General features: G+C 28.3%; 14 protein-coding genes. 2 read left to right on the top strand and 12 right to left on the bottom strand.

Annotation, left to right across the window (positions count from 1 at the left end):
- Positions 1–206: 206 nt before the first annotated feature.
- From L8X50_RS01755 to L8X50_RS01720, 8 genes are all read right to left on the bottom strand, one after another.
- Positions 207–704, bottom strand: coding sequence for a TlpA family protein disulfide reductase (locus L8X50_RS01755; protein ID WP_220566706.1), 498 nt, complete (start codon positions 702–704; stop codon positions 207–209).
- A complete protein-coding gene (locus tag L8X50_RS01750; RefSeq protein ID WP_220566705.1) occupies positions 665–1,156 on the bottom strand; it encodes a TlpA family protein disulfide reductase in 492 nt (163 codons plus the stop codon). The genes L8X50_RS01755 and L8X50_RS01750 overlap by 40 nt, the downstream gene beginning before the upstream one ends.
- Positions 1,146–1,802 (bottom strand): ABC transporter ATP-binding protein, encoded by a 657-nt coding sequence (locus L8X50_RS01745; RefSeq protein WP_012661870.1) that lies wholly within the window; start codon positions 1,800–1,802, stop codon positions 1,146–1,148. Before L8X50_RS01745 ends, L8X50_RS01750 begins: the two co-directional genes overlap by 11 nt.
- A complete protein-coding gene (locus tag L8X50_RS01740; RefSeq protein ID WP_263659662.1) occupies positions 1,802–2,917 on the bottom strand; it encodes an ABC transporter permease in 1,116 nt (371 codons plus the stop codon). The genes L8X50_RS01745 and L8X50_RS01740 overlap by 1 nt, the downstream gene beginning before the upstream one ends.
- Positions 2,907–4,199 carry an ABC transporter permease gene (locus L8X50_RS01735; RefSeq protein WP_133319910.1) on the bottom strand — a complete coding sequence of 431 codons (1,293 nt, stop codon included), beginning with the start codon at positions 4,197–4,199 and terminating at the stop codon, positions 2,907–2,909. The genes L8X50_RS01740 and L8X50_RS01735 overlap by 11 nt, the downstream gene beginning before the upstream one ends.
- Positions 4,189–5,610: a Fe-S-containing protein gene (locus tag L8X50_RS01730; RefSeq protein WP_263660235.1), complete on the bottom strand. Its 1,422-nt coding sequence runs from the start codon at positions 5,608–5,610 to the stop codon at positions 4,189–4,191. The genes L8X50_RS01735 and L8X50_RS01730 overlap by 11 nt, the downstream gene beginning before the upstream one ends.
- Before the next feature lie 77 nt (positions 5,611–5,687).
- Entirely contained in the window at positions 5,688–6,209 is a 522-nt protein-coding gene (locus L8X50_RS01725; RefSeq protein ID WP_012661874.1) for a ferrirhodotorulic acid transporter, periplasmic binding protein, read from the bottom strand.
- The gene (locus tag L8X50_RS01720) at positions 6,206–8,257 is read right to left on the bottom strand and encodes an FTR1 family iron permease (RefSeq protein ID WP_263660234.1); all 2,052 of its coding nucleotides are present in this window, start codon (positions 8,255–8,257) and stop codon (positions 6,206–6,208) included. The genes L8X50_RS01725 and L8X50_RS01720 overlap by 4 nt, the downstream gene beginning before the upstream one ends.
- A gap of 285 nt (positions 8,258–8,542) precedes the next feature.
- On the opposite strand from L8X50_RS01720, the gene L8X50_RS01715 reads away from it, so the two are divergent.
- A complete protein-coding gene (locus L8X50_RS01715; RefSeq protein ID WP_263660233.1) occupies positions 8,543–9,919 on the top strand; it encodes a cation:dicarboxylate symporter family transporter in 1,377 nt (458 codons plus the stop codon).
- Here the strand turns inward: L8X50_RS01715 and L8X50_RS01710 are convergent.
- The gene (locus L8X50_RS01710; protein WP_263660232.1) at positions 9,916–10,773 is read right to left on the bottom strand and encodes a D-amino acid aminotransferase; all 858 of its coding nucleotides are present in this window, start codon (positions 10,771–10,773) and stop codon (positions 9,916–9,918) included. The genes L8X50_RS01715 and L8X50_RS01710 overlap by 4 nt on opposite strands.
- Positions 10,774–10,784: 11 nt before the next feature.
- Positions 10,785–11,762, bottom strand: coding sequence for a glycosyl transferase family 90 (locus L8X50_RS01705; RefSeq protein ID WP_263660231.1), 978 nt, complete (start codon positions 11,760–11,762; stop codon positions 10,785–10,787).
- Between the two features lie 132 nt (positions 11,763–11,894).
- On the opposite strand from L8X50_RS01705, the gene L8X50_RS01700 reads away from it, so the two are divergent.
- Complete coding sequence (locus tag L8X50_RS01700) at positions 11,895–12,386, top strand: hypothetical protein (RefSeq protein WP_133319905.1); 492 nt, start codon at positions 11,895–11,897, stop codon at positions 12,384–12,386.
- On the opposite strand, the gene L8X50_RS01695 is transcribed toward L8X50_RS01700, so the two are convergent.
- A complete protein-coding gene (locus L8X50_RS01695; protein WP_263659738.1) occupies positions 12,383–13,306 on the bottom strand; it encodes a hypothetical protein in 924 nt (307 codons plus the stop codon). The two genes, L8X50_RS01700 and L8X50_RS01695, sit on opposite strands and share 4 nt — an antisense overlap.
- Positions 13,307–13,309: 3 nt before the next feature.
- Positions 13,310–14,227, bottom strand: a complete 918-nt coding sequence (gene rsmH, locus L8X50_RS01690) for a 16S rRNA (cytosine(1402)-N(4))-methyltransferase RsmH (protein WP_263660230.1) — start codon at positions 14,225–14,227, stop codon at positions 13,310–13,312.
- Between the last annotated feature and the right edge of the window lie 35 nt (positions 14,228–14,262).

Genomic DNA, 14,262 nt, shown 5'->3' with positions numbered 1-14,262 from the left:
AAAAAAATTATCAAAATGCTTGTTTATAGGCTTTTAGGTTAATTATTTTAATTGGGTATTTTTGTAACATACCAAACAATCAACATACAGCCTATCAATAACATTAACAATATATTTGCATTTTGAGTACATAAAAAATCACTTAAAAAAAATAATTGCAAATTTTATTTTTTAATTAAAAATAAACTTAAAAAAGTTAGCAGTAGTTATTGTAAAACTTTAATTTTATTTTCTAAAACACTTTTTGGAGTAAGTCCGATGAATTTTTCATTTATTTTGCCTTTTTCATCATAAAAAACTATCACAGGCACACCATAAATTCCACCCACAGCCTTAGACAAAAATGAGCTTGCTTTAGCTTCATACATAAGTGGTAAATCTAACTTTTTTTCCAAAAGAATTTTTTGAGCTTCTTCTTTTGATTTAGCTCCATTTAACACCGCTAAAATAGGAAAATTTCTTTCTCTATAAAGTTCATTTAGCATCGGAATTTGTGCATTACACGCACCGCAATCTTGCGTGAAAAAAAATAAAGCATAAGCTTGATTTGCATTTTGTGTTTTTAAGGTTTTTTCAAAACCATCGTATTTAAAAGTATAGTTTTGACTTGAATTTAAGGTTTGAAATTCATTATTTGAGCATGCACTAAAGAAAAAAACACTTATTAAAGCCAAGAAGCAATAGAAGCTTTTAGTTGTGACCATGGTTTTTCTCCTATGATTTTATCTTGCACAACTCCATCTTTAATGACAAAAGTTGTTGGTACTGCAAAAATGTTAAATCTTTGCCATGATATATCTAAATCATCTTGCAAAAATATAATATTTTTATAATCATATTTTGTAGCAAATTCTTCAAAATCTTTCCCCTTATCCACAGAATCAAGCGCTAAAATAGTGATTTTTTTAGGATATTCGTTAGCTAGTTTTTCCAAGAGTGGTAAGTCTTTTAAACAAGATGCACAACCTTGCTCTACAAAGGTTAAAACAATAAGATTATCAAAATCAGCTAGTTTGATTTTCTCACCTTCTAAATTTTTAGCTGCGATTTCTGGTGCTTTTAAGCCTACTTTGCCGCCATTTTTATTGTTGTTTTCAAAACATGCACTTAAAAAAACTAAACATAAACAAGCTAAAATTATACTTTTAATTTTCACTTTTCATCACTCCATGGCTTAAAATGATAGTTCTATCAGCAAAAGTAGCTAAGTCTGGATTGTGAGTGATTAAAACTATGGTTTTACCATCTTGTTTTAATTTACAAAAAAGCTCTAGAATATTTTTTTCATTTGCCTCATCTAAATTTCCAGTTGGCTCATCTGCTAATAAAATTTCAGGATCATTCACTAAAGCTCTTGCTATACATAGCCTTTGTTGCTCCCCGCCACTTAATTGGCTAGGTAAATGCGTAAGTCTGTGTGAAAGCCCTACTTTTTCTAGTGCCATTATAGCGTCTTTTTGTTCTATACTTGAGTGATAAAACTGAGCTAGCATGACATTTTCTAAAGCATTTAAATAAGGTATTAAATGAAATTGTTGAAAAATCAAACCTATTTTTTCTCTTCTAATTACGCTTTTTTCTTCTTCACTTAAATTTCCAACTTCTTTATCATCTAAAAAATACTCCCCACTACTTTGAGTATCCATTAAAGAAAGTATATTTAAAAGTGTTGATTTACCTGAACCTGATGGGCCCATAATGGCTAGCCATTCGCCTTGCTTTACTTCTAGGTTGATATTTTGCAAAGCTTTAACTTCATTAAAATTACGATTTAAATTTGAAATTTTTATAATATTTTTCATCACTCACCCTTTAAATTTTCACAAACATTGATTTTTAAGGCTTTTTTTAGCGGTAAGATACTTGCAAAAAATGCAAATACCAAAGAAACAAGTACCGCAAAAAACACTGAAAGCAATCTAAAATCTATACTTGCATTAAAAATCAAATACCCAAAAATATTTGCCAAAAAATATCCACAAAAAGCGCCGAACAAACTCGCACTCAAGCTTAAAATAAACACTTCAGCTCCAAAAAGTTTAATAACTTCTTTATGCTTAGCTCCTAGTGCAAGGTGCAAGGCTATTTCTTTTTTTCTTGAAAAAATCACTGCACTAAGAGTGGTATTTACACTCAAAGAACTAATGAGCAAAATAGTTAAACTAATCAAAGCCATCAAAGCCTTGATCTTTTCTAAAATCACACCTTCACTAATGGATACTGAAGCTATGACTTTGGCTTCTACATTAGCCTTGCTAAGTTCTTTTGCTTTTTGATCTAAGCTTTCATAATCACCTAGTAAAATAGCTTGAGCATAATTTATCACTTCTTTAGCTGCTAATTCTTGAGCTTTTTTTAAAGAGATGATTAAAACCCCATCTTGCTCATCATTGCTTCTTAAAATAGCTTTGATTTTTACTTTGACTATTTTAGATATACTTGGGTTATAAATTTGCAATTCTTGTCCTATTTTAAGCTCTAATTGTTTAGCTAAATCAGCCCCCACAAAGGCACTATCTTCACTAAAATCACTCAAAGAAAAGCTTCCTTTTAAAACCTCCATAAAAGGCTTGGTAAGCTTTAAATTTGCAAAATCAACCCCAACAACTACCGCACTTGAACTTTCAAGATTATAAAAACCATATAAAAATGGGGTTAAAGCTTTTGCTTTCAAGTTTTCTTTGGCTTGATTAAATTCATCCATGCTTAAAAACTCATCATCTTTTGGCGTGATGATAAAATTAGCTCCATAAGCTTTTAATTCTTTGGACAATTTTGTGTCAATATCAAAATAAATATTAAAAAATGAGGCGCTGACCATAGCACCCATAAACACAGCTATAAAAATAATACAAACTCTTTTATAAGAAAAAATAAGAGATTTAAAAACCTCTTGCATAAAAAAATTATTTCCCATATAAAACCTCTGAAGTAGAAAGTTTAGAAATTCCTTTGATAGAAAACAAACATCCTAAAAATACTATAAGCACTGCAAAAAATAAACAAATTGGTAGGATAATCCAAGAAATTTCAATGGTATGTTCAAATATACTCAAGGCGATAATCTCTGACATACCTATACCAAAAGCAAAGCCCAAAACAGCCCCAACTAAAGCTACCACAACCCCTTCTAACGCAAAAATCATATAAATTTGCAAAGTGCTAGCACCTAAAGCTTTTAAAAGCCCTATTTCACTTTTTCTTCTAAAAATATCCGCACTCATTAAAGATGATATGGCTATGGAAGCTACGATTAAGCATATAATGCTAACTACTGCCATTAAAGATTGAATTTTAGATACTATCAAACTTTCTGCATCTGAAATCGCACTCACTACTTTTGTGCTTGCACCTTTAAAATCTTCTGCAATTTGATAGGCAATAGAACTTACATAAGCAGTGCAATACCACTGATCATACTCAAGCTGATCAAGACTATCTACATCGCGTCTTGCTTTTTGTGCTAAATCATTTTCAGGTATAGTCAAAGCTGAAACTTCTGCTTTTGAGAATAAACCTTCTTTTTTAGAAAGCTTTTGTGCCAAAAGCAAAGAAGTGATGATTTTATTTGAAAAAGCTTGAGTTAAATCCATAATACCAACAATTTTTACTTTAAAAATTTGATCATTTTGCACAAGGGTGATTTCATCATCTATTTTTAAATCATATTTTTGTGCTAAATCTATTCCTAGCATTATTTCATCTAAACTATCATCTTTTGGGTAATTTCCTTTGATTTGACTATATTTGTATAATTCTTTAATACCTGCATAAAAATCATCATCATCTTGAATCTTTATAGCCTTATCAAAATAAGTTCCCACTAAAGAGATATTTTCATAATTTGCATTTGGAGTTTGAATTTTTACCTGAGTATCTAAAAATGGCGCAAAGGCATTGATATTATTTCTCCAAAAAATTTCTTTTATAGTATGGAGCTTGTTTTCTTCTAAAAAATTTTGATTTTTCAAAGGCTCATAAATTTTATTACCCACTTCTACACTCAAACTTGCACCTTTAGGTAAAACTAAAATGTTTGATCCATAACTTCTTAATTCTTTTGTAATTTCATTACCTATACCCAAAGTAAGATTTAACATAGTAGCCATAAGTAAAGTAGCTAAAAAAATCGTTAGTAAGGCTAGAGATTTTTGGATTTTATTTTGAAAAATAGAGTTTTTTACAATCTTAACTTGCATAGTCATTTCCTAATAAATTATGAATTCTATATTTTGAAGATTTATTCATATCGATGTATTTTAAAGGATCGTTTTTAAACTCTTCATAATTTTTTTCATTAGCAAAAAAATATGTTCTTCCTTTATAAACATAAGATCTTGGTGCTTTTAAGTTAATAAGCTCGGTATGATCAATAGGATCATAAACTTTCTTTTCTACTACTTGAGTGAAAAAATTTACTCCATCTAAAATTTCTGAAAAAGGTATGATAACCTTACCATTTTCAAATTTATATTTCATAGGGATAGGATTGCACCCACCTGCCTTACCTACACTTGGTAAGAAAATTCTAACATTACATGAAATACAAATTAACTCTCCACCTTTTTTAACATACCCCATATCTCCACATATACTACAAGCATCAAAAACTGCTACTGGAGAGTCTTTATCTTCTCTTTTGTTAATCAAGAAAAATCTTACCACTTTACCCTCATCGCTAATATAAGCAAAGCGATGTAAGTTATTATCTCTTAATATTGCCACATCAAAAACAAATTCATTATTTTCATTTGGCTCTACATAGGTTGGCTCGTCTATGGTGATTGGTCTTGAAGCATGCAAGTCATAAAAGAGAAAAATACAAAGACTTAAAATCATAGCACTAAAAATACTTGCACTAAAATTAGTTATAGTTGAATTTTTTGCTTGATTTTTTCTAAATTCTATATCAAAATCTTTTTTCTTGCTGTTTTCACTCACTCTTTGCTTTAGAGCTAAAACTATACAAATTCCTAGCAATAAAAACCATATATATGTATAAAATTTAGCATAATATACACTTTTTGCCACATAGCTTAAATATAAACTTTCTGTTTCTATCACACCTTCTCTCATAAGGTGCAATAAAATTTGTGCTAAAGCTTCATTTAGATAAAAAATCACGATAATGAGTAAAAATAAATTTAAAAATTTAAATTTAAATTCCCTTAGCCATCTTGTAAAAAGATAAACCCCAAAACACATAACAAAAGCAAGCAAAATAAGCCCAAAAGAACTAATCGCTAAAGAATCTAAAAAATTAGTGCTTAATATAGGAAAGTCGATAGAAATATGTAAATATTTTATACCAAAAGCAAAAGATAATAAAAAAAGCAATATTACTTGAATTTTTTCTTTTAAAAAATTATTTTTTATAAAAGAAAAAATGATAACACTTAAAAGCAATAAAACAAATAAAACATCATTAGAAAAATACAACAAATCATAACTTAGTGTTTTAGCGCTAATAAAAAAAGCAAAATAAGAAAAAACAAAACCCACAAAAGCAAGTTTAAACACTAAAGAATTTTTTAGATTATAAAAAAATAAAGCACTTAAAAGTGTGTAAGAAAAAAATACTCCAAAAAAATGTACAAAATAAATCGACATAGGCTCTTCTTTGATAGAATTTATTTATAAAATCAATAATTTTATAAATAAACCCTAGCAAAAAGCTAGGGAAAAAATCACTTAGGTTTTCCTGTGTATTTAAAGTTGTATTTAACTGAAAATGGCTCAAACCATTTACCAACACCCGTTTCTTTATCAACATGGCGTCCAAAACCTTGTTTTTCTGGGCTTTCTATTAAAAATACTAACTCGTAATTTCCAATACCTGTATCCATTTTTAAATTTGCACCATAGTGAGGGCCATCATCTGCTACCATAGGCATAAGAGTTCCTGTTTTTACTTTACCATTGTCAAGATTAGTTAGCTTATAAGCTATAGTTAAATAAGGAATCCAAAAACCTTCTGGAAAGCCGTTTTTATTACCCTTTAATGCATGAATATCTGCTTCAAGGTGAATATCTGCTAAACTTGCTGCAAGATCAATCCCTCTTGGCTCCATTTCGATTGGCTGTAAATAAACTGCTGCTATTTCCATACCATTTAATTCATAAGGATCGCCAATTGGCACCTCTGCTGCAAAAACTGAACTAGCTAAAATACTAGCTGCTGCACCTAAACTTAATAAAGTTTTTTTCATATTTTTTCCCTTTTATTTGAAATTTGCTTTGTTATAAAAATACCCATAATGAGTAAGATTAAAACCATAAACTGAGGTATGATGCTCTCATAGTAAGGATAAATTCCAAGCCATAAAATTCCTTCAAAATCAAAAGGAAGTAAGCTTGGTGTAATAACCTTGGCTTCTATGAGCTCACCAATGCCTTTGCCTGTAAAGACAAAGACCATATAAAAAATAATGTATGAAGTTATATAGAAAAATTGTTTTACTGGTATTTTTAAAGCACCAGCTTTTAATAAATAATAAAGTATTATAAGTATAATTAATCCACTAGCTAATCCTATAAATATAAAACTATAATCTGTGCTTGTTTTTGCATCAAATAATAAAGCTTGATAAAAAAGAATAGTTTCAGCACCTTCTCTGTATACAGCTAAAAACACACTAAACCATAAAGTTTTTGCTGAATTATTTGAGATAGCTTCAACTGCTTGAGTTTTTACATAATTTGCCCATTTTTTATTTTGCGCATTTGATAAAAGCCAAAAACCGACATAAAATAGTAATGCAACAGCCACAAGCATAGTAATGCCCTCTAAAAATTCTCTACTTTGCCCTGCTTGTTCTTTAAAAATCCATGAAATAAAAAATGCAGTTACAAAACTTAAAAATACTCCACTCCAAAGTGCTGAATATACTATACTTAAACGCTTTTTATTGCCACTTTGAACTAAATATGAAACTATGGCTACAACAATGATTAAAGCCTCTAAACCTTCTCTTAAGATAATACCCAAAGCCCATATAAATAAAGACATAGGTGAAGATTCTTGAATTTTATCCAAAGAATTTTCAATTAATGCACCAAGCTCATCAAAATTCTGTTTTAATTCTTCTTTAGAAGCACTTGCTTTAATAAGTGCAACACCTTTTGAAAAATAACTTTCTATTTTTAATTTTAAAGCACTATCAATAGCACCAATTTTACTTTCCATACCACTTGCTTCAAAAATATCCAAATAAACATTTTGTAAAGCATCTATGCTATTTAAATTAAAACCATCATAATTTTGTAAAATATTATTAAGTGCAATTTTTATATCATCATATACTTTAGTATAGTTTTTAGTACTCATAACACTTTCATCAAAGCCTTTAACCTGAAGTAAAGCTAATTCTTCTTTAGGTAAAGCTAGGAATGCTTCATATAATAAATCTGATATGTCTGAAATTTCATCTCTTATAGCTTTTTCATCCAAAGTGTTATTGTTGATTTTTCTTATTATAGTTCTAAGTTTTGTTTGTATTTTTTTATCCATACCCGCTTTTGTGTATCTTGCTACTAAAACTTCTACCTTTGAATTTCTATAATCTTCGAATAATGCTGATTGGATTAAATCTTTAGCTTTTTGGTAATCTTTATTTACAAAAGCCAATGCTGCTTGATCAAGTTTTGAAATCATTGAATCCATTAAAAATTGCAATCTTGCATCCATAGCTGAAGCTTCTTGTAAGGCTAATAATGTTTCATCTTTTTGGATATTTTGCTCTTGAGTAGTTGAATTTTGAGTCAAATTTGATGATGTTTGTCCTTTAACATCCTCTCCAAGTAAAGATGCAAACATAGCTTCAGCTTGCACTTGACGCTCTTTTTCTGCTTTTAAAGATGAGCTTTCAGCTGCTTTTTTATCATAATTTATATCACTAGCTTCAGCTTTTAATTGAAATCCTTTTTCTAATATAGGAACGACTTCATCTAAATCAAAATACAAGCTACTAATTAAAGCTTCTATCTTAGAAATATCTTCTTTATCTTTATACATTTTTCTTAAATTAATAAATTTACGCTCCATCACAATGACTTTTCTACCGACATTACGACCAATAGAGCCTTCCATGGTTTCAAAATGCTGAAAATATGCATCTTCAGCTTTTTTCTTAGCTTCTAAATTTTTATTATCTTTATATAACACCATGCTTTCATTCAAAATTTGCTTAATATTTTGACTTTCTTTTTGATAATCAATATCCCTAGCAAGTGTTAAAGAACAAAATAAAAAAATCATTAATAAACTTATTTTTTTAAACACTATTTTACTCCGAAATGATATTCATTTTTAAAATCATAGTCACAAGTATAGTACTAGCTTTCTTAAATTTAGATAAACATTATCATTATTTATTTCATAATAAATCATACAAAAATACTACAAAATGCTACTTTTATCTACAAAATAAGATAAAAAATTATTATTTTTAGCTTTTATATTTATTTTTTATTTATTTTAACAATAAAAATAAGTTTTTCTTTGCTAATATGTATCGTTTTTTAAAATTACAAGGAGTTTTTTATGCTAGTTATTACTCATGAAAAACCAAGCAAGCTCAAAAAAATGTTAAAAAATTTAGGTTTTTGGGTGATTATAGGAATTATAGCTGGCATTTGCCTTGGCTTATTAGATAAGGAATTTGCATTAGCTAGTAAAATCGGTGTAGATTATTTTATACAAGCTTTAAAAATTCTCATAGGTCCTATTATATTTTTAACTATTGTTTTAGGTGTTATTAGTCTTGAAAGCTTAAAACAAGTTGGAAGCATAGGAGCTAAAGCTTTGCTTTATTTTGAAATAGTAAGCACTTTTGCTTTAGCTATTGGCATTTTTATGGCAAACATTATGGGACCTGGTAAAGGAATGAACCTTGATCCAAGCACTCTAGATCAAGAAAGTGTGACTCAATTTGTTAATAAAAATATAGAAATAAGTGCGCAAAATGAAATTTTGCATATTTTAAAAGATGCTATACCTACTGATATCATAGCTGCTTTTAGCGAGGGAAAAACTTTGCAAATCTTAGTTATAGCCCTAGCTTGTGCTTTTATTATTTCACTTATGAGAATTGATGAGAGAAAAGCTATACAAAAAACCTTAGAAATTATGCAAAGTTTTGTTTTTAAAATCTTAGAAATCATTATGTATTTTTCTCCCATCGCCGCTTTTTCTGCGATGGCTTTTTTAGTGGCAAAATATGGACTTGATTCTTTATTAAATTTGGGTTATTTGCTTATTGTTATGTTGCTTGCTTCTTTGCTTTTTATCTTTGGAGTTTTAGGGCTTATTTGTTTTATTGCTAAAGTCAATATTTTTAAATTTATGCGTTTTATCTCAAGAGAAGTTTTAATAGTTTTTGCCACGAGTTCTAGCGAATCAGCATTAGCTCCGCTTATGAGAAAACTTGAAAAAGCAGGAATTTCAAAAGCCACTGTGGGCTTGGTATTACCAACTGGATATAGTTTTAATCTTGATTGTACTAATATTTATTTAGCTATGAGTTTAATTTTCCTTGCTCAAGCTTTTAATGTAGAACTTTCTCTAACTCATGAAATTAGCATTTTAATAGTGCTTATGATAGCCTCAAAAGGTGCTGTTGGTGTGACTGGATCAGGTTTTATTATACTAGGAAGTACACTTGCGGCTTTATCTAATATGCACATTGCAGAAGCTAACAATGGCTTAGGAGCAAGTTTGGGCGAGGTTTTACCTGTGGCTGCCATTTCTATACTTTTGGGCGTGGATAAATTTATGTCTGAAATTCGTGCTGTGGGAAATTTATGTGGTAATAGCGTAGCAGCTTTAATCGTAGCTATTTGGGATAAACAAATAGACTGGGAAAAGTTTCACTACGCTCTAGATAATCCTAAAGAATTTACTAATGCGGGTTTTGATTAAAAAACCTCTTTTTGAATTTTTTCTACATATTTTTCTCTTAGTTTTTGGGTATAAAAACCCACCTTACCATCATTAATTACCTTACTATCTGCTTTTATAACACCTAAAATCAAAAAAGTAGCCGCAGAAATAAACGCCTCATCAGCCTCATACACTTCTTTCATACTAAAAGCTCTTTGATCTACTTTAAGATCAAGTTCTTTTGCAAATTTTAAGATATTTTTACGGCGAATTCCTGGTAAGATTTCATTAGAAAATGGCTTAGTGATTAAAGTTTTATCTTTTATAATAAAAGCTGAACTACTAGAAGCTTCCGTAACTAAAGCATTTTCTACCATAAAAGCTTCAAAAACCTTAGCTTTAACAGCTTCTTCTTTTGCAAGACATTGAGCTAATAAAGAAATTGATTTTATATCCCTTCTTTTCCACCTTAAATCAGCTGTTGAAATAACACTTACTCCATTTTTAGCAAACTCATGCTCAATCACCTTGCATTCAAAAGCAAAGGCCATAATAGTAGGTTTTAACCCCTTTAAAAGAGCAAAATTTCTACTAGCAACCCCTCTAGTAATTTGCATATAAAGCCCGCCTTCTTTGAGAGAATTTTTAATGATTAATTGTTTTAAAATATTTTCAAATTCTTCTTTTGTATAAGGAATTTGTAGATCAATTTGGGCTAAACTACGCTCAAAACGCTCCCAAAATTCTTCCTTATCAGCTATTTTTGCATTTACCACAGGAACTACTTCATAAATTCCATCTCCAAAGATAAAACCTCTATCAAAAATACTCACTTTAGCTTCGCTAGCTTTTATAAATTCATCATTTAAAAATACTATTTCCATCTCTTGCATAAACTCTCCTTTTAATCAAATAAATCAATAATATCTTTTGGTAAATCAAGCTGATTAGAATAATAAAAATACTTAGCTAAAACTAAAATTCCTATATAAAATTCTATCTTTTCATCTAAAAATTGCTCTATATAAGCATGAGCATTTTGTATGATTTCTTTTGCTCTATGTGGATTAGCTAAATAATAATCAAGCAAAGCTTCTACATTTTCATAATCATCATCAATCAAAGCAAAATGCTCATTTGGAACTAACTTTCCTTCCATAAACCAAGTTTCATAACGCATTTTTGGGGCTAAAACTAAAGAATTTGTTTTCATCGCCCACTTTAAGTTGCTTGCTACATCATTACCTTCCAATGAAAGTAAAAATTTAAACTGGGTTTGATAGGCTCTGCTAATTTTAAAATTTAAATTTTTAATCCATTTTTCGGCTTGAATTTTTCTACCGCCAACATGAGCAATATCACAACGAGGATTATCAAAATACTTTTCAAAAAATTTAATACGATGAGGTTGATAAATTGCACCTCTAAAAAAAAGCAAATCTTTTTTATCTTCAAATTGGTTTTTATCTTGTATAAAATCAAAATGTCTGTTTTTGTCTAATTTTAAAATGATATTATTAAAGCCATTTTCAACTGGTCTTGATTTAGCTATGCTTGGATATTTAAGATTATAACTAATATCTCCAAAACCTTCAATCCATAAAAAATCATCATTAAAATATTTACTAATTGCATAAGCATCATAAGCATAGGAAGTTTTTTTAAAGGGAAATTTTCCTATTTTTTCATAATTTTGAAAATTTTTTATATCAAAAAAATCATTTTGCAAATTGTAATAATTTAAGCGAGTAATAATATTATCTATATTTTTTGATTTTAAAAGCTCTTTGAAAATATTTTGTAATTGATTTTGATAAATTTTTCTAGGTATAAAACTTTTAGCTATGCCTTTTACATTCATCATAAATCTAGAATCTGCCATCTTTTTCTTTCTTTAATATGCAAAAATAATGTAAATTTTAACACAAGATTTCATTTACAAGACTTAAAATTTATCTTATTTAAAAACAAAAATGCTAAAATCACAAAAATCACATACTTACTAGGTAAAACAATGAAAATACAAGAATTTATTTTAAACTTTATTTTTAAAGTTTCAAATCAACCTGTTAATTTAAAAGATTTATTAGAAGCAAATGCCTTGTTAAATGAAGGTATGATGATAGATCCTGCGAAATTAAATTTTAAATTTAAGGTATTTAATTCTTATCTTATATATACCCTTTTTTGTATAGCCATTTTAGTTCCTATGCTTATCATCAGCCATTATTTTTTAACAATTATTGATTTTCATATTAGTATCTTAAGTGCTATTTTTGTTACCGCTTGTGTTTTTGTTGGCTATGATATTTTTAAAATTTATACTAGAAAAGTAATAAGCAAAAGATTATTGAAAAAAGCCTGGACTTTACATTTTCCATATTTTGCTTATGAAAAATATTCAAAAATAGCAGAAAATATTTATAATCAAGCTATTAAAGAAGAAATTCCAAAAAATCAACTTGAACAATATGTTTTGGAGAAAATCATTCAAACACAAGATTAATCTAAAAAGTCTAAAACTTGATTTTGAAAATACAATGCTTCAAGCTGTCTTTGAAGTTCTTTGTTTTCTTCATCTAAAACTAATTCTTGCGATCTTAAATCTGCTATTTCTCTACTTACATAATAAATTTGATTTCTAATATAAATTTGTGGGAAAAATATCAATAAAGCAAATGCTATCATCAAACCTGCGTATAATAAATTTTTAGGGGTTAAATTTTTATTTTCCTCACTTACTATGCTATCTAAAAGTTCGTATTTATCTTCTTGATTATATTCTTGGTTTTCTTCAAGCCTTACTTTTTCTTCTAAAATTTTTTGCTCTTGCTTAGCTAATTTTTCTTTTTCTTTTAATTCTTCTTGAGCTTTTTTTATTTTTTCTTGTTCGATTTTTTTTTGCTCTTTTAATTCTTGTTTGAGTTTGACTTTTTCTTTTCTTTTTTCTTTTAAATCTTGAAATTTTGAAGTAACAAAGACATTACTTTGAGTAAGAATTTTAGATATTTGAATAGAATCTTTTTTTTCTTGTTGTATTTTCTCTACTTTTTTTACTTCCTGCAAAGTTTTAACATTTTTAGATGGCTTAAGATTTTTATCATTTTTTTTATCAAATTTTTCTTTTTGCTTTTTAAAAAAATTGAGTTGTAATTTAAAAGGCTTTTTTTCTTCTAATTTAACATTTATCAAATCTTCTTTTAAATAAATAGCGGATTGTTTTTTAGGTTTTTCTTTATATTCTTCATCAAAGTCTGTAAATTTAGGTCTTTTTTTACGCTGTATTCTATTTTTTAATATGCGATCGCTTTCATTGAAATTGTGCTCATACTCTTCATAAGGTCTACCTTCTTTAATAGCCCTAGAATATTTCAACATTTTTTCGCGTATATTTTGTTTTTCTTTTAAAAAATCATCTTCAATCATTATTTACCTAAAATAAAAAATTCTCATTTTTGCACAACTTGATCTACTATTATAGCTTATTTCTTCTTTGGAGGCACTTATAGCTTTTTTACTTAAAATTTTACCAAGACTATGTCCTTTACCGCATTCGCATTTTATAGCTCTTTCATCACAAATGCAGTCTTTTTCCCATCTTTTAAAAGTATTTTTTACTATTCTATCCTCTAAAGAATGAAAGCTAATAATAGCTAATTTACAATCTTTTAATTTTGCTTTTTCTATATTTTCAAGTAAGGATTTTAACTCACCAAGTTCATTATTTACTTCTATACGCAAAGCTTGAAATACGAGTAAAGCTAAAGATACATTGCGTCCTTTTAACTTAGCATTTCCTATAATTTGACTTAATTCTTTTGCACTTGTAATCACTTTTTGACTTCTTGCATTGATAATTTTTTGAGCAAGCATTGAAGCAACCGGCGCTAGATCTCCATAGTCTTTAAAAATTCGTTCTAAAGCTTCCTTGTTGTAAGAATTTACTACTTCTTTAGCACTTAAAGGATTATTTTGATCCATTCTCATATCTAAAAAATCAGAATTTAGTGAAAAACCCCTATCATTTTTATCAAGCTGCAAAGAAGATACACCAATATCAGCTAAAATTCCTCTTATGTTTTGCGTTGAAATTTGAGTTAAAATATCTTTAAAACCTATATGATTAAAACTTATTCTATCTTGAAAATTTTTTAAAAACTCTTTGGAAAAACTTAAAGCCTCTAAATCTTTATCGCAAGCAATTAATCTTAATTTTTCATGAGCTTGCAATAATGCTTTAGAATGCCCTCCATAACCCAAAGTACAATCTAAAAAATCTCCGCTATCAAAATCATCAAAAGTATTTAAAACTTCTTGTAATAAAACAGGAATATGTGGACTTTGCAAAATATACCTTTTAATATTTTTTAGTATAATACCTT

Origin of the sequence: Campylobacter sp. CNRCH_2013_0898h (assembly GCF_025772965.1) — a bacterium.
Lineage (GTDB): Bacteria > Campylobacterota > Campylobacteria > Campylobacterales > Campylobacteraceae > Campylobacter_D > Campylobacter_D lari_D.
The sequence above is the reverse complement of the archived record's forward strand: the minus strand, read 5'-3'. Positions and strand labels throughout refer to the sequence as shown.